Origin of the sequence: Streptomyces sp. Ncost-T10-10d (assembly GCF_900091955.1) — a bacterium.
Classification (GTDB): Bacteria; Actinomycetota; Actinomycetes; order Streptomycetales; family Streptomycetaceae; genus Streptomyces.
The window spans coordinates 25,858-45,265 of record NZ_FMDF01000202.1 but is presented as its reverse complement, the minus strand read 5'-3'; the positions used below and the strand labels follow the sequence as shown (position 1 = coordinate 45,265).

At 68.9% G+C, this 19,408-nt stretch carries 15 protein-coding genes and 3 pseudogenes; 8 read left to right on the top strand and 10 right to left on the bottom strand.

The window, feature by feature from the left end:
* The first annotated feature begins 281 nt into the window (after window positions 1-281).
* Genes GA0115254_RS34865 through GA0115254_RS34855 form a run of 3 tightly spaced genes read left to right on the top strand, consistent with a single transcriptional unit; the run spans window position 282 to window position 2,016 of the window.
* Entirely contained in the window at window positions 282-704 is a 423-nt protein-coding gene (locus GA0115254_RS34865) for a hypothetical protein (protein WP_093899253.1), read from the top strand.
* A gap of 56 nt (window positions 705-760) precedes the next feature.
* Window positions 761-1,192 carry a DUF3151 domain-containing protein gene (locus GA0115254_RS34860; protein ID WP_093899252.1) on the top strand — a complete coding sequence of 144 codons (432 nt, stop codon included), beginning with the start codon at window positions 761-763 and terminating at the stop codon, window positions 1,190-1,192.
* A gap of 11 nt (window positions 1,193-1,203) precedes the next feature.
* On the top strand, window positions 1,204-2,016 hold the full coding sequence (locus GA0115254_RS34855; RefSeq protein ID WP_218105605.1) for an ankyrin repeat domain-containing protein: 813 nt from the start codon (window positions 1,204-1,206) through the stop codon (window positions 2,014-2,016).
* Between the two features lie 239 nt (window positions 2,017-2,255).
* Here the strand turns inward: GA0115254_RS34855 and GA0115254_RS34850 are convergent, their stop codons facing one another.
* Window positions 2,256-3,557: an MFS transporter gene (locus GA0115254_RS34850; RefSeq protein WP_256102937.1), complete on the bottom strand. Its 1,302-nt coding sequence runs from the start codon at window positions 3,555-3,557 to the stop codon at window positions 2,256-2,258.
* 313 nt (window positions 3,558-3,870) lie between these two features.
* Here GA0115254_RS34850 and GA0115254_RS46865 point away from each other — a divergent pair, with 313 nt between their 5' ends.
* Window positions 3,871-4,773, top strand: coding sequence for a helix-turn-helix transcriptional regulator (locus tag GA0115254_RS46865; RefSeq protein WP_256102936.1), 903 nt, complete (start codon window positions 3,871-3,873; stop codon window positions 4,771-4,773).
* Between the two features lie 443 nt (window positions 4,774-5,216).
* On the opposite strand, the pseudogene GA0115254_RS46860 reads toward GA0115254_RS46865, so the two are convergent.
* The 6 genes and pseudogenes from GA0115254_RS46860 to GA0115254_RS34815 all read right to left on the bottom strand — a co-directional run.
* Window positions 5,217-5,384 (bottom strand): annotated as a pseudogene (locus GA0115254_RS46860) (transcription termination/antitermination protein NusG); the annotation flags it as partial.
* Window positions 5,385-5,582: 198 nt separating this feature from the next.
* Window positions 5,583-6,482 (bottom strand): annotated as a pseudogene (locus GA0115254_RS34835) (nucleotidyl transferase AbiEii/AbiGii toxin family protein); the annotation flags it as partial.
* Window positions 6,479-7,189: a hypothetical protein gene (locus GA0115254_RS34830; protein WP_256102935.1), complete on the bottom strand. Its 711-nt coding sequence runs from the start codon at window positions 7,187-7,189 to the stop codon at window positions 6,479-6,481. The pseudogene GA0115254_RS34835 and the gene GA0115254_RS34830, both read right to left, overlap by 4 nt.
* Before the next feature lie 907 nt (window positions 7,190-8,096).
* Window positions 8,097-8,984 carry an NAD(P)-dependent oxidoreductase gene (locus tag GA0115254_RS34825; protein WP_093899248.1) on the bottom strand — a complete coding sequence of 296 codons (888 nt, stop codon included), beginning with the start codon at window positions 8,982-8,984 and terminating at the stop codon, window positions 8,097-8,099.
* A 49-nt stretch (window positions 8,985-9,033) separates the two neighbouring features.
* Window positions 9,034-10,179, bottom strand: coding sequence for an FAD-dependent monooxygenase (locus GA0115254_RS34820; RefSeq protein WP_093899247.1), 1,146 nt, complete (start codon window positions 10,177-10,179; stop codon window positions 9,034-9,036).
* 81 nt (window positions 10,180-10,260) lie between these two features.
* Complete coding sequence (locus tag GA0115254_RS34815) at window positions 10,261-10,833, bottom strand: TetR/AcrR family transcriptional regulator (RefSeq protein ID WP_256102934.1); 573 nt, start codon at window positions 10,831-10,833, stop codon at window positions 10,261-10,263.
* Window positions 10,834-11,146: 313 nt separating this feature from the next.
* Between GA0115254_RS34815 and GA0115254_RS47985 the strand changes: the two genes are divergently transcribed.
* The 4 genes from GA0115254_RS47985 (at window position 11,147) to GA0115254_RS34800 (ending at window position 16,121) form a co-directional block, all read left to right on the top strand.
* The gene (locus GA0115254_RS47985; protein WP_370740994.1) at window positions 11,147-11,731 is read left to right on the top strand and encodes a WD40 repeat domain-containing protein; all 585 of its coding nucleotides are present in this window, start codon (window positions 11,147-11,149) and stop codon (window positions 11,729-11,731) included.
* A gap of 131 nt (window positions 11,732-11,862) precedes the next feature.
* Window positions 11,863-14,070 (top strand): MMPL family transporter, encoded by a 2,208-nt coding sequence (locus tag GA0115254_RS34810; RefSeq protein ID WP_093899246.1) that lies wholly within the window; start codon window positions 11,863-11,865, stop codon window positions 14,068-14,070.
* Between the two features lie 144 nt (window positions 14,071-14,214).
* A complete protein-coding gene (locus GA0115254_RS34805; RefSeq protein WP_256102933.1) occupies window positions 14,215-15,438 on the top strand; it encodes a sensor histidine kinase in 1,224 nt (407 codons plus the stop codon).
* A complete protein-coding gene (locus GA0115254_RS34800) occupies window positions 15,435-16,121 on the top strand; it encodes a response regulator transcription factor (protein WP_093899244.1) in 687 nt (228 codons plus the stop codon). Before GA0115254_RS34805 ends, GA0115254_RS34800 begins: the two co-directional genes overlap by 4 nt.
* A gap of 236 nt (window positions 16,122-16,357) precedes the next feature.
* Here GA0115254_RS34800 and GA0115254_RS34795 read toward each other — a convergent pair.
* The 3 genes and pseudogenes from GA0115254_RS34795 to GA0115254_RS34785 all read right to left on the bottom strand — a co-directional run bounded on the left by GA0115254_RS34795 (window position 16,358) and on the right by GA0115254_RS34785 (window position 19,401).
* A pseudogene (locus GA0115254_RS34795) lies at window positions 16,358-17,468 on the bottom strand (IS3 family transposase).
* A gap of 79 nt (window positions 17,469-17,547) precedes the next feature.
* Entirely contained in the window at window positions 17,548-17,961 is a 414-nt protein-coding gene (locus GA0115254_RS34790; RefSeq protein ID WP_093899243.1) for a hypothetical protein, read from the bottom strand.
* 375 nt (window positions 17,962-18,336) lie between these two features.
* A complete protein-coding gene (locus GA0115254_RS34785) occupies window positions 18,337-19,401 on the bottom strand; it encodes a WD40 repeat domain-containing protein (protein ID WP_107451464.1) in 1,065 nt (354 codons plus the stop codon).
* Window positions 19,402-19,408: the final 7 nt, after the last annotated feature.

The window sequence follows — 19,408 nt, the reverse complement described above, 5'->3', positions numbered from 1 at the left end:
ACCCCGCACCCCACGCGCTCATACCGCTCACCTGCAACGAAATCCAGCGACTCTTCGTCATCGGGCGTAGAACACCGAGCTGCGGCAGGAGCGGGAAATCCTGCGCAGGGCCGCGAAGTATTTCGCGGGCGAGACCAACTGGTGCGCAGCCGCTTCCAGTTCGTCGCCGACCACCAGCGCCGTTACGGCGTGAACAGCCCGCTTCGTGGAAGCGCGAGGCGAACTAGGGTGTTCATCGGACGCCGCGCCGCTCCGGCCCGGCCAAACCCGAGAAGCCTTCTGTGAGTACGCCTGAGTACGAGCGCTGGGCCGCGCTCGCCGTCAGCACCCCCGCCGACGTCCGTACCGAGGCGGGCGGGCCCGTGCCGCTGTCGTGGCAGATGAGCAAGCTCCAGGAGCACAGCGACCGCCTCGCGCTGCCCGTCGACTTCGCCTACGACGCCGAGTGGGGCACCGCCGAGGACGCTCTCGCCGGGCTTGCGCTGCGCACGTCGCTGCTGCGCGACCTGGAAGCACAGGGCGGCAGCCGCATCCACGAGGCCGCGCTCCTGGGGGCGGCGATCGCCTGGGCGACGGTACGCAGACCGCTGGTCGCGGCCGACGAGAAGGAACAGGCCCGGCCCGAGTGCACGGTGCGCTGCGGCATCACCGCCCCGCCGCTGGAACCCGCGCACGAGGAACCGGAGAACCCGGGCACCAGCTGACCGTACGCCCGGCGCCCGGCTGCCCCGGCACGCATGTACCAGGCACACTTGAACCCATGTCGATCCACGAGAACCTGCTCGGGGGTCCTCCCCCGACCCACCTGCCCGACGACCCGGAGCCGCGCGAGCTGCTCGCGAACGGCACGGCCCCCGCCGACGTCGCCGCGAAGTACCCGACCTCCTCCCTGGCCTGGGCACAGCTCGCCGACGAGGCGTTCGAGGGCGGCCGCGTCATCGAGTCGTACGCCTACGCCCGCACCGGCTACCACCGCGGCCTCGACGCGCTGCGCAGGGCCGGCTGGAAGGGCCACGGCCCCGTACCGTTCGAGCACGAGCCGAACCGCGGCTTCCTGCGCGCCCTGCATGCCCTGGCGCGGGCCGCCCAGGCGATCGGCGAGCAGGAGGAGTACGAGCGCTGCTCGGCCTTCCTGGGCCGGGGTGGAGGCGCTGATCAGGGAGTACGGGCCGTGACGGGGCGGGTGTTGTAGGGATGCCGCCGATGGACGCCTTCGAAGCCGCACGCGACGGTGACCTCGCCGCGGTACGGGCCGCCCTGGACGCCGGATTCGACGCCGCCGCGGTCGACGAGTACGGGTGGAGCCTCCTGCACCGGGCCGCGATGGGAGCGGAGGCGGACCCGGCCCGCGCGGCCGCCGTCCTCGCCGCGCTGCTGGACGCCGGAGCACCCGTCGAGCATCCGGGCGGTGACGGGCGCACCGCCCTCTACCTCGCCGCCGAGTTCTCGCGGTCGCCCGAAGCCGTCGAGCTGCTGATCGCCCGCGGGGCGGATCCCGACGTCACCGACAGCCACGGCAACCATGTCACCGTGAACGCCTGGGTTCCGGAGGTCGCCGCGCTCCTCGCGGCCGCCGCCGGAGTCGAGCCGTCGGCACCGGCCGAGGAGCCGTCCCTGGTGGAGCGGAAGTTGTCGCGGACGCAATGGCGCGCGGCGAGGAAACAGATCGGTGAGGTGCTGCACGGGCTGGACGCGGCCGGGTTCGTCGCGCTCGCCGACGCGGGCACCACCCAGTCCGACGGTTTCGACGACTGCTCCGAGGCCGCAAGGGAACGGGACCACGGCACGGACGACCTCGTGGGCTTCTGCTACTACACGCGCCAGGACGCCGAACGCGCCCGGGAGACGGGACACCTTTCCCTGGCGTTCTGGGGCGCCCCGGACGGCAGCACCCGAAAGACGGAACACGCCGGTGAACTCGTCGTCCGGGCGTTCCGCGCCGCCGGGTTCGCCGTGGACTGGAACGGCGCGGGCGACAGCCGACCCTCCGTCGACCTGAGAGGGCATTTGATCTAGGCAGATTGCCCGGGTGCGGAGGTCGTCGGCCAGGGCGCGGGCGGCTTCTTCTTGGATGTCGAGCGCGTCGAGCAGTGGCTGGATGTTCATGCGGGCACCGCCTGTGGATCGCGCCAGTTGGGGGCGGTCGTGCCGGTGAGCCGACGGGTCATGCCGAGATCGGCGCCCACCGCACAGAGACGACACGGGGCAAGCTGATGGACCAGTACGCGTTCTGCCGGAGTCCCCGCCGTAAGTGTTCAAATGCGGTAGCGGCGCAGGGCCGGGGCTGCCACAGCCAGAGCCAGCATCATCACTACGACCAGCGCTCCTCCGCCCGCGACGGCGGCCTGGGGGCCGAATGCGGAGCCTGTGGTGCCGTGCAGCACGTCGGCGAGGCGCGGACCGCCTGCGACCACCACCGTGAACACGCCCTGCATACGGCCGCGCATCTCGTCGGTCGCGGCGGAGAGCAGGATCGCCTCGCGGAACACCATGGAGACCATGTCCGCGACCCCGGCGGCGGCGAGGAAGGCCACGGTCACCCACAGGTTGCGGCTCAGCCCGGCCCCGGTGATGGCCACGCCCCAGCCGACGACAGATCCGATCACCATCCAGCCGTGCCAGCGTACCCGCGAGAACGTGCCGGAAAGCAGACCGCCGACCACCGTGCCGACCGGGATACCTGCGAACAGCACACCGAGCGCCAGCCCCTCGCCGTAGGTGGCGTACGTCTGGTTGGCCAGCTGTGGGAACAGGGCGCGGGGCATACCGGCGACCATCGCGATGATGTCGACGAGGAAGGACAGCAGCAGCACCTTGTGCCCGGAGATGTAGCGGAATCCGGCTGCGACCTCCCGTATTCCGGCCCGGTGGGTGGACTGCATGCCCAGTGGCGGCAGCGCGGGAAGCTGGAAGACGGCCCACACGGTGACGCACAGGGCTATTGCGTCGATCAGATACAGCTCGGGCAGGCCGATTATCGGGATCAGCGCGCCGGCCAGCAGTGGGCCCGCCACCAGGCCGGCCTGGTTGACCGTTGAGCCGAGGGCGTTGGCGGCGGGCAGTTCCTCGGCCGACACCAGCCGGGCGATGGAGGCGCTGCGGGCCGGTGAGTTGAGGCCGAAGAACGCCTGCTGTACGCCGAGCAGCACCATCAGGGCGACGACGGAGTGAAGTCCGGTGACTGCCTGAGCCCAGAACAGCAGCGAGGTCACGGCGATGCCGATGTTGGTGACCAACAGCAGCTTGCGGCGGTCCACGGTGTCCGCGACTGCCCCGCCCCACAGCGCGAACACGATCAATGGCAGCAGACCAGCGAGGCTGGCGTAGCCGACCCAGGCCGAGGAGTGCGTGATGTCGTAGATCTGCTTGGGTACGGCCACGGCGGTGAGTTGGCTGCCGACAGTGGTGACGATGGTCGACGACCACAGCCGCCGGTAGGCGGGATGGCCCAGGGGGCGGGTGTCCATCGCCCAGCGCCGCCAGCCGCGCCTGGGCGGCTGGCCGTCGGTCTGGGGGGCGGTGACGGACGGGGTACTGGTGCTCTCGCTCCTGGTCACGGGATCCAATCGTTGCTACATCTTTCGACTAGAGCCGCACTTTCTCAGCAGCTTCCATGGCTGTTCGAACCGGTTGTCTCAGGATCGGGCCAGGAGCGTGGTCCCGAGCGTGATCACGATGACGGCGACCAGGCCGTCCAGGGCCCGCCAGGCAGCGGATTCGGCGAGGAAATGACCGTGTGGTCGGACACCGACGCCGGAGGCGAAAGTCCAGTGCAGCGCAACGCGGTTGACGGCCAGGGAGCGAACAGGAACACAGTGTCAGGCGGACGGCCTTGGCCTCTACCTGCTCGACATCCCCGCGGGGACGGTCGTGGACGTACGCGCCACCGTCGGCGGTGAGATGCTCAACCAGTACGAGGAATACGGGCGGCCCGACGACCCTGTGCTCAGGTTCGTCGCCAAGCGCCGGAGTCCGATCGACTCCTCGCGGGTGGTCGTCCCCGAGGCCTGGGAAGCCTGCGGCGCGCGGCAGGCGCTCCGGACGGAAGGGCTCGCCCACTCGATGGAGGCGCCGTTGATCGCGTCCGGAGTGATGTACGGAACGATCAGCTTCGCGCGCCGGCCGTGGTCGCTCGCTGTGTTCGGCGAGCAGGATCTCGCCTCCGCGCGGATCGTCGGCGAGGAGCTGGGACTCGCCACCGAGCGTGCGCTCCGCTATGAGGCGACGGTGCGCAGGGCGACGGCGCTGGAGCACGCACTGGACCGGATGGCGCAGGCGGTGGTGGTCACTGACCTCGACGGACAGTTGCTGTTCCAGAACCGGATCGCCCGGCGGGACTGGGACTTCGAGGTCGTTCCGGACGGCGTGCTGCGTCCCGGGTCCATCGTGGCCTGCATCGGCGAGGGTCTCGCGGCGCTCCGGGACAGCGGCAGGTGCGTCTTCACCCGTAGCGTCCACGACGGCAGTCGCAGAGCGATCGTGAAGACCTACCGGCCGTCCTCACGCGGCGACACCGCAGTCACGGTCGTGTTCCCATGCGCGGAGGAGACCGCCGCGCAGCGGCTGCCCATCTGGGAGGTGTTGACGCAGCGCGAGCAGGAGATCGCGCAACTGGTCAGCGAGGGCCTGACCACCAAACAGATCGCGGCGCGGGCATTCATCAGCGAGAACACGGTCAAGCAGCACCTCAAGCGGGTGTTCGCAAAGACCGACGTGAGCAATCGGGCCGAGCTCGTCCAGCTGATCTGGACCTCGGGACGCCCGTCCGGGTAGGGGCGGCCTGTCACAGCTGCCTCTCCCCGATGTTGATCACGATGCCCGTGGTGATCCGCACCTCCACCGGTCGGTGAGACAGAGGCAGGCAACGCCGTTCACCCGCACCGCGGGGGGCCAAATCCACCGCCAGATGGGCGACGGTGCCGCGCAACACTCATTTGGCGGCGCCGTAGAGCACACCGCCGCCCGCCGGGTGGAACGCGGACTCCGAGAGGTGAGGGTGACGGATCCGCGCGCCCGCGCGAACTCCGGATACGCCGCCTGCAGCGCGCTGAGAACGTTCACCCGCCAATCTGAGCGACTCCCGGCCCGTGTCGGCCTCTCCGGACTCGGCTTCCCGCAGCTTCACGTTCCGCTCCAGCTGTGCCGGGTCCCTGGGTGTGTTGAACTTCAGCGGCTCCCGCGCGGGCATACTCGGCCCCCGCTCACCCACCTGCTCTTCAGTTCTTCTGCACCTGGTCGAAGGAGAGGTCGACCGTGGTCTCCCGGTGGAACACATGGACCAGAACTCTGGCCCTTTTCGAGTGGGGACTGACCTCGTTGACAGTCGCCTGGAGAGTAGCGAAGGGGCCACTGCTGATGGTCACCGAGTCGCCGACCTCAAGATCGGCCATTGTGGGTACCGCCGTTGCGAACATCGAAGTGAGTGCCGCGGACAATCGCGATAACCATTCCGCCGCGCTCCCCTGCACCCAGGGGTACTCGGTTTGGAACTTCCCCCATGCCATGGGCCATTGGTGTACCAGGTCCGGGTCAAACCCATTCGCGTCGGTGTGGCCGTAACCGCCGGACAGGACGTCTTCAAGGAGGCTCCTGGACAGGCTGGTACGGCGGTCCTCGGCCAGGAGGACGGCATCGTAGAGGTCCTTGCCCTGGCCACCATTGTCCTCCTCGGACTCAACTTGCAGCCAGAGGATCTTCCAGGCAAGCGACAGTTCCCGGCTTGCCGTCTGGACCACGACGGGTGGTTTGCCGCCGCCGACCGGCAAGGCCGCCATTTCCGGCGGTTCGGAGAACATTTCGTCGGTGGCGAAGTCCACGCGTATCCGGCCGGGCGGCAACCCGGGTGCCCGCCAGGGCACTTCCAACCGCACCCCCGGCCCGTGGTAGAACCATCCTCCGTCGCTCCACTCCACGTATGCCTGATCGACGTCGAGCATCACGCGGCCCGGTGCCTCGGGTTGTTGCCTGATCTGGTCAAGCAGGTCCATGTACAGGGATTCGGCTTCCTCGTCCACTGAGGCGGCCTCCAGCAGCCGGTCCAGGTCCGCCAACGGGCGCCTCACATCCCAGGTCCCATGAATGCCGTGCCCATTGTCTGCGGGCTCCAGCGCGTCCACCACAGCGGGCCAGGTGCGGGTCAGGTCAATGAGGTTTCCATACTGCCACCCCCCATTGAACACGTCTTGAACAACCACCCAGTCGAGATCAGCCGGCTCCCGGGCCCGCTCACCGGCCCATGCCTGTAGCGGCAGACTGCCCCGCAGCACCAGACTGTCGCTCCACCAGGATCCGGCGATCAGAGCGAGCACGTGACCAATTGCCGCCCGGCGCGCGGCCCGCCAGTGCACGGCCTGTGCCAGGTCCGCGAACTCCGGCTCCCCGGCGCGCGACCGACGGTCGAACTCCTCCAGCGGAGGTTCCCAGCCCTCGATCGCCTCCTTCGATGCCGGGGGAGTTGGACGGTTTTGATCGCTCTTCGTCATACGGCACCGCTCCCGTCCACGACTATCCAGCCTGCGTCCATAACGAGGTTGTCATCGTGCACCACGAACTCCTCCTCGACCTCCGCAACCGCGAACCCCGCGTTGGCGAGGGATGCCAGCAGGGCGTCCAGTCGCGCGCGAGCAGCAGGACGGCCGACCAGTCGGCAGCGCTGCGTGACAAAGCGCTCGTGGTGGCCCCCGCTGAGTCGGCGGCGGGCATTGCGGGAGACGTGCGCCGCGTGGGGCTCGCACAGCGCCCGCACCTCTGCCACCTGATCGACATCGGTCAGCGCCAGCTTCACATGGTGCTCGAAGTAGCATTGTGGCGGGAGCTGCGCAGCCTCCCAGGTTGTCTGCGGCACGTCCTTGTTCCATGGCGCGGCCTCGATTTTCACGCGTGTGACCTCGACGCCCTCACCACGCAGTTGTTCCACGTGCCTTCCGGCAACAGCTTTTTGTAGGGCCAGAGTCCCACGGCCGGAGACGGTGAGCATCGGTTGGTCCGGCGTCCTCCCCCGATCCAGGACAATTCGGGAGTACTTCAACCCGTTGCACTCCGCGAAGCGAAGCAACGACGCTTCTTCCCGCCCGCACAGACGCACCGTCAGGTGGGTCTCGAAGTCCCCGGTGAAAGGCTTCTCTTTGGTTCTGGTGTCGAGTCCGTTGGCGGAATGGTGGGTGAATGGGGAGTTGGTGGCCTCGTTCATGGCCGCCCCTCTCCAGATCCCGGGCTCCAACGGCACAATCGGCAGCCCTGCACCCGGCGACCACTCGTCCGCAGTCGTAGGTTCACTCCGCAGGCCACCGCTCCGCAGATCATCAGACATGGCTGGCACAGTAGACGGCCCCACTGACAATGCCCCCGGCTCTCCTCGCCGCCGGGCAGGACCATCGAGGCGTCACGCAACGCCGTCACCGGTGACGTCGGCCTGCTCCTTCCACTTCTCAACAACTCGAGCCCCGAAGTCCATACCGCCGCCTGCTACGCCTTGGCCGCTGCGTCGGGCGAGACCCACCGCATCGCAGAAGCCCTCCGTGCCCGCCTGGCCACGGAGCAGACTTCCGGGGTCCGCGCGAGCCTCATGCCGACCGTCACGGAGCTCGGCCGCAAGCACATCGATCCCCGTGCCGCTGCTTGGGTTCGTGGCCTCTGGCCTGATCCCACACAGCACGCGGACGTCCGCGTGCCTGTCGCGCTCACGTGGTGGCTCGAGGCTGAAACGAACCCGCGTCACAGCCATTCGTCGACGTCGGCGCGGCGGCCCCATGAGCGAGGCTCAAAACCAAGACCTTCCGGTCACAACCATCGATGCAGTCCCGGTGGTAATCCGCAGGAAGTGCGTCGCGGCGACCGCTACGCCGTCCGGCTGGTCAGCGAGTACCGCGGACCATCACATGGCCGTTGCTTGACGGCCCATCTGAAGTGTGTGATCTCAGCCCGGTATTCGGGCCTCCACGCCACGAGCAACGGTAAAAAGGCGGCGACGGACCGGCCGCCGCGCTCGCGCGGGCTTCGGCACGCCTGGACGGAGGTCCATGGCCCGGCCGGCAAACGAAGGCGCGCTCAAGCGATCGACGCATCACCACCGGTCAGGAGCAGCTGGTGGCTGTCGGTTACGGCGTGGGGTGGCGGAGCTGTTCGATGATCGCTGCGTAGCTGTTGCTGCCGTGTCCCTTGGCTACTGCCCGTTCGGCCAGGGTCGTGAGGAGTTCGGGTAGTTCGGCGTTGACGTCGGCGGCGTGGCTTTCGTGGAGGAGGTGTTTCATTCCGGTCAGGTTCGTGTTGACGGTGGATTCGGTGGCCGGGTAGGTGCCGTCGTCGATCTGCTGTGCATAGCCGGGCAGCCAGTCGGCTACGGTTTCGATGCCGGTCTTGGCCATGCGGGCGAATGCGGTCGCGGGGATTCCTGCCTTGCCGAGCAGGGCGGCGCCGTGCAGGAAGCCGTTGAGAGTGCTCCACACCAAACTGAGTGCGGCCGCGTCGAACAGGGACGGCAGGCCATGGTCTGCGCCGACGTACACGGGGTCGCCGAGGCTGCTGAGTGCCTGTTGATGCTGGCTGAATGCGGTGGTTGGGCCGCCGTAGAGGATGGTGGCGTTCGCGGTGCCGATGGCTGGGGGTACGGCCATGATCGCGCCGTCGAGGTAGGAGGCGCCTTGGTGTACCGCCCACTTGGCCGTCTCGCGTACCTCTTGTGAGGTGCCCGAGGTCAGGTTGACCAGGGTGCGGCCGGCCAGGTCCCGGCTCACGGGTTCGAGGATGTCACGCACGTTGTTGTAGTCGGAGACACAAATGACCACGAGCGGGCTGGCCGTGACGGCGTCACGGACGGTCCAGGCGTGCTGGGCGCCCTGCGCGGTGAGGGGTTCGGCCTTGGTGTGGGTGCGGTTCCACACGGTGGTGGGGTGGCCGTGGCCCAGGAAGGCCGCGGCGAGGGCCTGGCCCATCAGGCCCAGGCCGAGGACCGAGAGGGGGATACGGCCGGTGTCGGTGTTGTGCATCTTGTGCTCGCTTCCGGTGAATCGGCGCGGGTGGAGGGGTGCCTGGGGGTCAGCTCGTGGTCTCGGGCAGCTGCCAGGCGGCGCGTAGCTGGCGTACCAGGACGGAGGCCGGGGTCAGGCGGACAAGGGTGTTGCGTACCCGGGTGCGTGTGGGGGTGCTCCAGTGAGCGATGCGCCCGAGCTGGTGGGCGGCCTTGACGACGGCGTTGGCCCTGGGCTTGCGGAAGCGTTCGTAGCGACGCAGGGCGTCGGGGGTGGGGCCGTGCTCGGTGATCAGGTCGGTGAGGGCGAGAGCGTCCTCGATGGCCTGGCACGCGCCCTGGCCCAGGTTGGGGGTCATGGGGTGGGCGGCGTCGCCGAGGAGGGTGGTGCGGCCCCGGCCCCACTGCGTGACCGGCGGTCGGTCGCGGATGTCGTCGCGGCGGATGGCGCTGAGGGGGGTGTCCTTGACGGCCTGGCGGACGTAATCGGGGAACTCGGCCGTGGCCCGGGTGAGCGCGGCACGGGTGTCGCCGTCCGTGCCGTCGGCGGGGCCGTTGGCGCACAGGAACCAATACAGGCGACCACCGTCGATGACGCATCCGCCGAAACGACGGCCCGCTCCCCACATCTCTCCGATCCAGTCGCTCGGCAGAGGGTTGGCGTCGGTGACGCCGCGCCAGCAGTAGTAGCCGCTGTAGGTGGGCGCCTGGGCGCCCAGCAATGCGGTTCGGACGGTGGAGCGCAGGCCGTCCGCGCCGACCAGCACGGAGCCGCGTACTTCCTGTCCGTTGGCGAGGGTGACGGCGGCCCGGTTGGGGTCAACGGCAGTAACGGTCGAGGCGAGCCGCAGTTCGCTGGTGCCGAGTTGGTCGACCAGCGCCTCGTGGATGGTGGCGCGGTGCAGGCCCAGGGTGGGGGCACCGATCTCCGCCAGCAGGGCGCTGGCCTGGGCGGGGCTGGGCTGCAGCAGCACGCGGCCGCGGGCATCGTAGACGGCGGCCGTGGAGAGCCGCGCGCCGGCGGCTTCGAAAGGCTCGGCCAGGCCCAGGCGGCGCAGCGCGATCAGTGCGTTGGGCTGCACAGTCAGGCCGGCCCCGACAGGGGCGAGCTGTTCGGCCTGCTCCAGGACGACGGCCGGGATGCCGCGGTTGGCGAGTCCCGCCGCGAGGGTGAGTCCGCCGATGCCTGCTCCGGCGATGAGTACGTGGTCCATAAGGTGTTTTCCTCTTGGGTTCTTGCCAGATTCTGGAGCCGTCTTGCGGCAGATTCCGCCCCGTAGACGGCAGTGCGAAGGTCAGTCGATGAAGGTGTGCAGCAGGCTCAGCAGCGTGGTGCGGAGTTCGGCCGGGTCGAGGTCGAGTCCGTCCGGGCCGGCCAGATACTCGAAGAGCAGACCGTCGAGGGAAGCAATGAGTGCTTTCGCGCGCTGCTCCGGCTCGGGGACACCGGCCGCAGCAAGCAGGTCGACGACCGGCCGTCGCACGTGCCCGGCCGCAGTCTTCAGTACCGCCCGCAGTTCGGGCCTGCGCGTAGCCTCCAGGGCGAGTTCGTGGCGCGCGAGCGTGCGCACGCGTCCCTGGGTCCCCCAGTGCTCCAGGTAGGCCACTGCTAGATCGGCGAGCTTCACTGCTGAAGTGGTGCCTGTTGTCGGCAGCGCGGCGGCATCTGCGATGTCCGCCTCGGCGAGCCGTTCCACGGCCGCCTGCAGCAGCGCCTGCCGGGTCCTGAAGTAGTAGGAGCAGGAACCTTCCGCCAGCCCCGCCCGCTGGTCGACGGCCCGGTGGGTCAGCCCCCGCATACCTTCCGCGGCCAGCGTCTCAATCGCCGCGTCGGCCAGCTGTTTCCGTCGTGTCGAGCTCTCCGTCACAGTCGCTTCCTATTCACACGCCCAATTCCTCTACAGAAGTAGAGTACCACTGCCACTACAACTGTAGAGGCCGGCCGAGGTGGAGGGAGGCCAAGCGCCGAAGCGCTGGGAGGCCTGGAGGACACACTCCTACGCCCTCTGGAACAAGCGCTTCTGCCTGGGGCACGCTCCCTGGCGGCGTTCGATGGCAAGGACCGCCGTCCCTCCCGGACAGGCAGAGAAGACACACCGGTGACGACAGCAAGCAGTCGTCCCAGTGGAAGGCTCCGCCGGTAAAAGCATCAGTCAGGTGTGGCCGGTCGGCTCAGGCTGGATGACGCTCCCACCGTTACGGCGGGCAAAGCAGGTAGCGGCCGTGGCGGCCGACGACGGCCCCCTGGCCGTCACCCGCGACGGCGACGGGACAGTACGGCTGTGGGACTTCACCGCGCGTGAGCGGGTCAGCAATCCTGTCGTCGGCCATACCCGCAGCGTTTATACCGCAGCGACCGCAGTGGTGGAGGGCCGATCCCGCGTGGTCAGTGGTAGCGGCGACGGGACGGTGCAGGTCTGGGACCTTGCCACGGGCAGACACATCGGCGAACCCCTGACCAACACTGTCGGTGGGGTGACTGGACCCGCCGCAGCCGGGCGACGGGCGCTGAGGGGGCGCGGGGTGTCGAAGGGCATGGCCGCGACGGCCTGCGAGGCCAGCAGGCCCCGGCCGACGGCGGCGGACGGGAACAGTGCGCGGCGCGGCCACGGAGGCCACGGACGACGGCCGGGTGCCCGGCGGAGGGTGATGGACCCAGGGGATGACCCGATGCGCCGGCGCCGTCCTGTTCACGAGGTACGGCGCACCCGCCGCGTACGGCAGCGGCAGTACGTACGACTCCATGCAGGCGGACGACGACGATGACGCCCCCGTTCACGAAGGATTGAGGCATTCCTCCGGCCCCGCCGTGCCCCGGCACGGCACAGGCACGGCCGGAGCGCGGCACTCACGCCGCCGACCCGTTGCCCGACCCAGACAGACTGGAGCGCCTCTTCGTGGCTACCTTCCTCTACCGGCTGGGCCGCTTCTCCTTCCGGAGACGCCGGCTCGTCGCCCTGCTCTGGGTGGCGGTCCTGGCCGCCTGCGCATTCGCCGCGGCCAAGGCGCCGACCGCCCCCGAGGACGGGTTCTCGATGCCCGGCACGGAGTCGCAGAAGGCGTTCGACCTGCTGGACCAGCGCTTCCCCGGCGGCAATTCCAAGGCCGCCGACGCCCGTATCGTCTTCGTCGCGCCCAAGGGCCAGAAGGTCACCGCGGGCCCGAACAAGGCCGCCGTCGAGAAGATCGTCACGGACGTGGCAGGCGGCTCGCAGGTCAAGGGCGCCCTCAACCCGTTCGAGATGGCCGGGGCCGTCAGCAAGGACGGCACGACCGCGTACTCCACCGTCTCGTACGACGTACAGAGCACCGACCTCACCGACGCCACCACCAAGGCGCTGGAGGACGCCGCCGAGAACGGGCGGGACGCGGGCCTGACCGTGGAGCTCGGCGGTTCGGCCCTGGTGCCGAAGGGGGAGCTCGGCGGCACGACCGAACTCATCGGTGTCGCCGCCGCGGCGGTCGTCCTGCTCATCACCTTCGGATCGCTCGCCGCGGCGGGCCTCCCGCTGCTCACCGCGATCGTCGGCATCGGCGTGGGTGTGGCGTCGATCGTCGCCATCGGGATGTCCACGACCACGACCACGCTCGCCCTGATGCTGGGGCTCGCGGTCGGCATCGACTACGCCCTGTTCATCGTCTCGCGCTACCGGACGGAACGCGCGGAGGGCCACAGTGCGGAGGAGGCCGCGGCACGGGCCGTGGGAACGGCGGGCTCCGCCGTCGTCTTCGCCGGTCTCACCGTCGTCATCGCCCTGGCGGGCCTGGCCGTGGTCGGCATTCCCGTCCTGACCAGGATGGGCCTCGCCGCGGCCGGCACCGTCGTGATCGCCGTCCTGGTGGCGATGACCCTGCTGCCCGCGCTGCTCGGCTTCTTCCAGAAGGCCGTCCTGCCGCGCACCCAGCGCAAGGCACGGGGCGGGCAGCGCGCCAAGGACGACCGGCCCAACATGGGCACCCGCTGGGCCCGCTTCGTGATCCGTCGGCCCCTCGCGGTCCTGGTGCTCGGCATCCTCGGCCTCGGCTTGATCTCCGTACCGGCGCTCGATCTCCGACTCGGCATGCCGGGCGACGAGTCGAAGCCCACCTCGACCACCCAGCGCCGCGCCTACGACGCCCTGGCCCACGGCTTCGGCCCCGGCTTCAACGGGCCGCTCACCGTGGTCGTCGACGCCAAGGGCTCGGACGACCCGAAGGCCGCGGCGGCGCGGGCCGCCAAGGAACTCTCCACCACCGACGGCATCGTGGCCGTGACACCTCCCGCCTTCAACAAGGCCGGTGACACCGCCGTGCTCACCGCCGTACCCGCCACCGGGCCGAGTACCGCGGACACCACGGACCTCGTCCGCACCATCCGCGACGAGGCACATGGCCTGGAGTCCGAGACCGGCGCGACGATGCTCGTCACCGGCACGACCGCGGTGAACATCGACGTGTCGCAGAAGGTCACCGACGCGCTGGTCCCCTACCTCGCACTTGTTGTCGGGCTGGCCTTCCTGCTCCTGATGATCGTCTTCCGCTCGCTGCTGGTCCCGCTCAAAGCAGCCCTCGGCTTCCTGCTGTCCGTGACGGCGGCCTTCGGCACGATCGTGGCGGTCTTCCAATGGGGCTGGCTGGCCGACGCCCTCGGCGTCGAGCAGACCGGACCCGTGATGAGCATGATGCCAATCTTCCTGATCGGGGTGGTCTTCGGTCTGGCTATGGACTACGAGGTCTTCCTCGTGACCCGGATGCGGGAGGCGTACGTCCACGGGGAACGGCCTGGCGAGGCGATCGTCACCGGGTTCCGGCACAGCGCGCGCGTCGTCGGAGCCGCGGCCGTCATCATGATCGCGGTGTTCGCCGGGTTCATCGGGATGAGCGAGTCGATGATCAAGATGATGGGGCTCGGTCTGGCCTCGGCCGTCTTCTTCGACGCGTTCATCGTCCGCATGGCAGTCGTCCCGGCCGTGCTCGCCCTCCTCGGCGACCGGGCGTGGTGGCTGCCCGGGTGGCTGGGGAAGGTCGTGCCCCGGGTGGATGTCGAGGGCGAGAAGCTGACCCGCGGCGCTCCCGCGGCGCCCGCGCCGACGGCGGAACCCGACCCCGATCCCGTGCGCGTATGAGCCGCGGTGAGTGACGTGAGGCGGCCGGAGGCCCGTGCGTCGAGCGCATGACGGACGGGCCTCCGGCCGCCCTTCGCGGGCAGACGGCCGAGTCGACGACCATGGATGGCCGGACAGACCCTGCGGAAGAGGAAGAGAGACTGCGTGTTCACCGACTGGTGGCAGTGGGCCCGACGCCACCCCCGGGCCGTCGACGTGGCGGTGACCGTGGTGGTGTGGGTCTTCGCGGTCTTCTCCAGCACCCTGACCGACGCCCGGATCGTCCGCGTCCCGACGCTCGGCTTCTCCCTGGCCGCCGTCGTACCGTCCGCCGTTCTGCTGCTGGGGCAGCGCAGATTCCCGCGCACGGTGGTGGCGGTGACGACGATGTGCGGTGGCGTCCTGGGCGTCATGGGCGGCCGCATCGGGTTCGACCCCGGCCCCAGCGTCGCCGGCGCCGCCCTGGTCGCCCTCTATCTCCTGGCCCTGCGTACGGACCTGCGCACGACCACGGTGTACACGGCCGGGGTGGCCGTCGCCCTCGTCATCGTCTCCGTCGGCTGGGGCAAGGGCGCGCTGCTGCGGCCCGACCAGATCGGCACCCTCTCCTGCGTCCTGCTGGCGGGCGCCGTCGGTGAGTCGGTACGGACCCGGCGCGACCATGTCGCCGCCGTGGAGGCACGGGCCGAACTGGCGGAACGCACCCGCGAGGAGGAGGCGCGCCGCCGGGTGAGCGAGGAGCGGACCCGCATCGCCCGCGAACTCCACGACATCGTCGCGCATCACATCGCCCTCGCCCACGCGCAGGCGGCCACCGCCGCGTACCTGCTGCGCAGCCGGCCCGAACAGGCGCAGGACATGATGGACCAGCTTGCCGGAACCACCTCCTCCGCGCTGCGCGAACTCAAGGCGGCCGTGGGGCTGCTGCGCCGCGAGGGCGACCCGGAGACGCCTCTGGAACCCTCCCCCGGGCTGGCCCAGCTCCCGGAGCTGATCGCCTCGTTCGAGCGGACGGGCCTCGTCGTCTCGGTATCGGTGGAGGGTGAGAAGCGAGCGCTGTCGTCGGGCACGGACCTGACCGCGTACCGGATCGTGCAGGAAGCGCTGACCAACGTCACCAAGCACGCGGGCTCCGCGACGGCCTCGGTCCGGCTCCGCTACACGCGCCGTCTGCTCACCCTCACCATCACCGACGACGGACACGAGCCGCGGACGGAGGGCGCGCCCGGGTACGGCCTCATCGGCATGCGGGAACGGGCCCTGTCCGTCGGTGGCCGGCTGGCCGCCGGGCACCGGGCGAGCGGCGGTTTCGAAGTGACCACGGAACTTCCCCTGGAGACGGCGGAACCCGAACCCCACCAGGACGACCACGAGAGGACGGCGCGGTGACCATCCGGGTACTGCTGGCCGATGACCAGGCGCTGCTGGCCGGAACCTTCCGGCTGCTGATCGAATCGAACGACGACATGGAGGTCGTCGGTGTCGCGGCGGACGGCTGGGAGGCGGTGGAGCAGGCCCGCGCCACCGCGCCGGACGTGGTCGTGATGGACATCCGCATGCCGGGCCTCGACGGGCTGGCGGCGACCGAGGAGATCTGCCGCGACGAGGCGCTGCGGGAGACCCGCATCCTCATCCTCACCACGTTCGAGATCGACGAATACGTGGCGCGGGCCCTGCGCGCGGGAGCCAGCGGCTTCCTCGGCAAGGACGTCGGCCCCGGGGAACTCCTGGACGCGATCCGCACGGTGGCCTCGGGCGACACGCTCCTGTCGCCCACCGCGACCCGGGCCCTGATCACCCGCTATCTCGCCCGCCCGGAGGTCGGCATCGCCGTGCCCGGGGCCCTGGACGTCCTGACCGCCCGCGAGCGCGAAGTCATGGCGCAGGCCGCCGAGGGGCTGTCGAACGACGAGATCGCCGAGCGGATGCGTGTCAGCCCGCTGACCGTACGCACCCATGTCGGGCGGGCGATGAGCAAGCTGGGAGCCCGGCACCGGGCCCAACTGGTCGCCATGGCCTACCAGTCGGGCCTGGTACGGGTGGACCCGCCGCAGCCGGGCGACGGGCTCTGAGGGGGCGCGGGGTGTCGAAGGGCATGGCCGCGACGGCCTGCCCCGCCTTCCGTGAAGCACCCGTCCACGCGTGTCCGGCCCGCGCGCCAGGAACGCGTCAAGGCATCTGGCCCAGGGCTCCGGGCGGGGTGGTGGCGGAGGCATGCTGGAGTGGCCGGCCGGACCGGCCGGCGTTCCGGAGCACCTCTGGACTGAGGGGCCCTGCGCTTCTCGGACAGCGGTGTTGAGGGTTCTCGTTATGCCACTGCCTGCAACTCCTCGTACTCGGCGTGAATTTCAGCGGGAGTCCTGTAGCCGAGTCCGGAGTGGAGGCGTTTTCGATTGTAGAACATCTCGATGTAGCGGACGATCGCCGGCGGGCATGCGCGCGTGTTGGGAACGTAGTTCGGTGCACGAGTTCGTTCTTGAGGGCGCCGAAGAATGATTCAGCCATCGCATTGTCCCAACAGACACCGGTGCGGCCGACCGAAGCTCGCAGGCCCAACGAGTGGAGCTTGCAACGAAGTTCCCGAGACGTGTATTGACTGCCGCGATCGGAATGAAATATGCAGCCTTCGGCGAGGTCGATGTTCCGGGCCGCCATATCGAGTGCATTCGATATGAGAGAGGTCTTCATGTGGTCGTCCATCGCCCAACCGACCACAGCTTTGGTGTGGCAGTCGATGACGGTCGCGAGGTAAAGGACCCGGCCCAGGTGTGAACGTAGGTGATATCGCTGACCAGTTTCCGCCCGGGAGCGTCAGCGGTGAAGTCGCGGGCCAGCAGGTCGGGCGTGGCCGGCGCCACATCATCAGCGATCGTGGTCGCCCGCCAGGGCCGCGGCCGGCATGGCACCAGGCCGAGCTCGCGCATCAGCGCGCGGACCAGTTCCGCTCCGGCCGAGTCAGAGAAGACCTGGAGGATCACGGCCCTCAGTTCCGCACGGCGCTTCGCGGTGGCCGACACTGGCCTCGATCTCCAGTGGTAGAAGCCCGACGTGGATACTCCCGCCCAGGTGCACATCTGCTGCACGGGAAAGTTGTCGGCCTCGCCGTCGATGAACTCGTACTTCTCCGTCACCGGTATTCCTGGGCGAAGAAGACCGCCGCTTTTCCCAGGAACTCGGTCTTCATACGGAGTTCCCGGTTCTCGCGTTCAAGTTCGCACAGGTGGGCGCGTTCGCTGATGTTCAGGGGAGGCTCCTCCCCGGCGTGCTCTTGCCGGTACCGGCTGACCCAGGTGCCCAGCGTTCCCTCGTTCACTTGTATCTCTCGGGCGAGACTCCGCGATCGGGCGAGACTCCGCGACCACCATCTTGACCGCCTCGTCCCGAAACTCAGGACTGAACTTCCTACGCTTCTGTGCCACGTGCTCTCTCCGCCGTTCCGGACTTCGATCCTATGGGGACCGCTGTCCGAGAACTTCGGGGCGCCTCAGACCGCGCCGTTCACCAGAGTTCGGACGGTTCCACGAGAACCCAACCCGCGCCGGTCGGCTTAGCCCAGAACGACAGCGCGACCTCCATTCTCCGCCCTCGATAGTTAACGTAGACGTAGAAATGAATGCCATCATCGGCGTAGGCCCAGACGAAATGCCCGAGGTCGAGTTCGTTGAGCCATGACAGGTCATGCTCCCACTCGTCAGCGGCGAAGGCGCGGCCGTCCCCGGCCACATCAACACTGGCTTCGACCGAACCCCGCCACAGCGACCTGAGCACATGTCGAGAATGCTTTCGAGCGTCCGATACATACTCAACGAGCTGTTCGGCGGCACTGAGACTCCCCGCTCGCAGCAGGCTGAAGTAGTCGCCGACTACGGCTTCGAGGTCGACTTCAGTCGGGCGGTCGGTCCATGTCTTCACCAGCGAGATCTTACCTTGCCCGGGAGTAATCAAGATCGGGTGTTCTGTAGCGAATCCGGTGAATGAGACGGAATCCTTCAAAGAGGGCGGGCCTCTCGGTATCGGTGGTGGTAGCGAATCCACACCCTGCACAAGGAGGACCAATGTCGTCCTCCCCCGTTCCAGCCGCCCTCGTCTCCGCAGAGTTGATTTCACCATGCCCGTGCGACCATCGGCACTGACATAGACCTTGGGATGCAACCCGATACCCTGCACGTAGAAAGTGCTCTCCGCCTGGACCGACAGTACCCCTCAGCAAGGTTCATCATCCCAGGCCAGGAAGGCACTTTCGCGTTTCCGCCTCGACAGCCATCAAACCCAAGCGAAACGGCGAGGTTAGGGCGCTGTAGGCGTAGTTCGCTGCCCTATTGCCGGTCCGGTGACGGGGCCGTGTTCAACTCGGACGGACGTCGCGAGCCCGGTCAGGTCCCATACTCGTACGGTTTTGTCGTTGCTGCCGGTGACGGCGACGGGCTGGCCGTCCACCATGGCTGTCGCCGCTCCCCAGATCATGCCGTTGTGACCTTCAAGGGGTTCACCGATTGGCTGCCCGGTGACCGGGTCCCAGATCCGTACCGTCCCGTCCCCGCAGCCGGCCAGGGCAATGAGACGGCTTCCCACCACCGCTGTCGTCACTGCGCCCACCTCGGAGTGTGCTTCCAGGGGCTCGGCTGCGGGCTGACCGGTGGCCAGGTCCCATACTCGTACCGTCCCGTCGAAGTCGCCGGTGACGGCGATGGCACGACCGTCGACCACGGCTGTCGCTGCGGCGCGTACCTCGTTGGTGTGGCCGGCCAAAGGCTCACCGATCTGTATCCGGTCGGTCAGGTCCCATACTCGTACGGTCTTGTCGTTGCTGCCGGTGACGGCGACGGGCCGACCATGCACCACGGCTGTGGCCACTGCCTCCACCCAGTCGGTGTGGCCTGCCAGGGGCTCACCGATCTGTTCCCGGCCGGCCAGGTCCCATAGCCGTACCATGCCATCGGCATGACCAGTGACGGCAACGGGGCGCCTGTCCACTACAGTCGTCGCCGCTGCGCACATGCAGCCGATGCCTTGATCCAGCGGCTCACTCACATGTCGGCCCGTGGCCAGGTCCCACATCTGGATGAGATTGCTCCCGCCACCGGATATGGCGACGGGACGACCGTCGACCACGGCTGTCGCCACCGCCCATACTTCGCCGTTGCAGATCAAGCCGTTGTGGCCGACCAGAGGTCCACCCACAGGTCGGCCATCGCTGAGGTCCCAGATGCGGACCGCCTCGTCGTGGCTGCCGGTGACGGCGACGGGCCGACCGTCCACCACGGCAGTCGCCAGCGACCAGACGCCATGTTCGTGGCCGGTCAGGGTAGATCGGAGCCGGGATGTCACATCAGCACGCGGGCTATCGGACATGAACGAG

Coding starts and splice junctions, on each gene's coding strand:
- GA0115254_RS47985 (WP_370740994.1), top strand. CDS start 11,147: ATGACGCTCCCACCGTTACGGCGGGCAAAGCAGGTAGCGGCCGTGGCG.
- GA0115254_RS34860 (WP_093899252.1), top strand. CDS start 761: ATGTCGATCCACGAGAACCTGCTCGGGGGTCCTCCCCCGACCCACCTG.
- GA0115254_RS34820 (WP_093899247.1), bottom strand. CDS start 10,179: ATGGACCACGTACTCATCGCCGGAGCAGGCATCGGCGGACTCACCCTC.
- GA0115254_RS34785 (WP_107451464.1), bottom strand. CDS start 19,401: ATGTCCGATAGCCCGCGTGCTGATGTGACATCCCGGCTCCGATCTACC.
- GA0115254_RS34855 (WP_218105605.1), top strand. CDS start 1,204: ATGGACGCCTTCGAAGCCGCACGCGACGGTGACCTCGCCGCGGTACGG.
- GA0115254_RS34830 (WP_256102935.1), bottom strand. CDS start 7,189: ATGAACGAGGCCACCAACTCCCCATTCACCCACCATTCCGCCAACGGA.
- GA0115254_RS34825 (WP_093899248.1), bottom strand. CDS start 8,984: ATGCACAACACCGACACCGGCCGTATCCCCCTCTCGGTCCTCGGCCTG.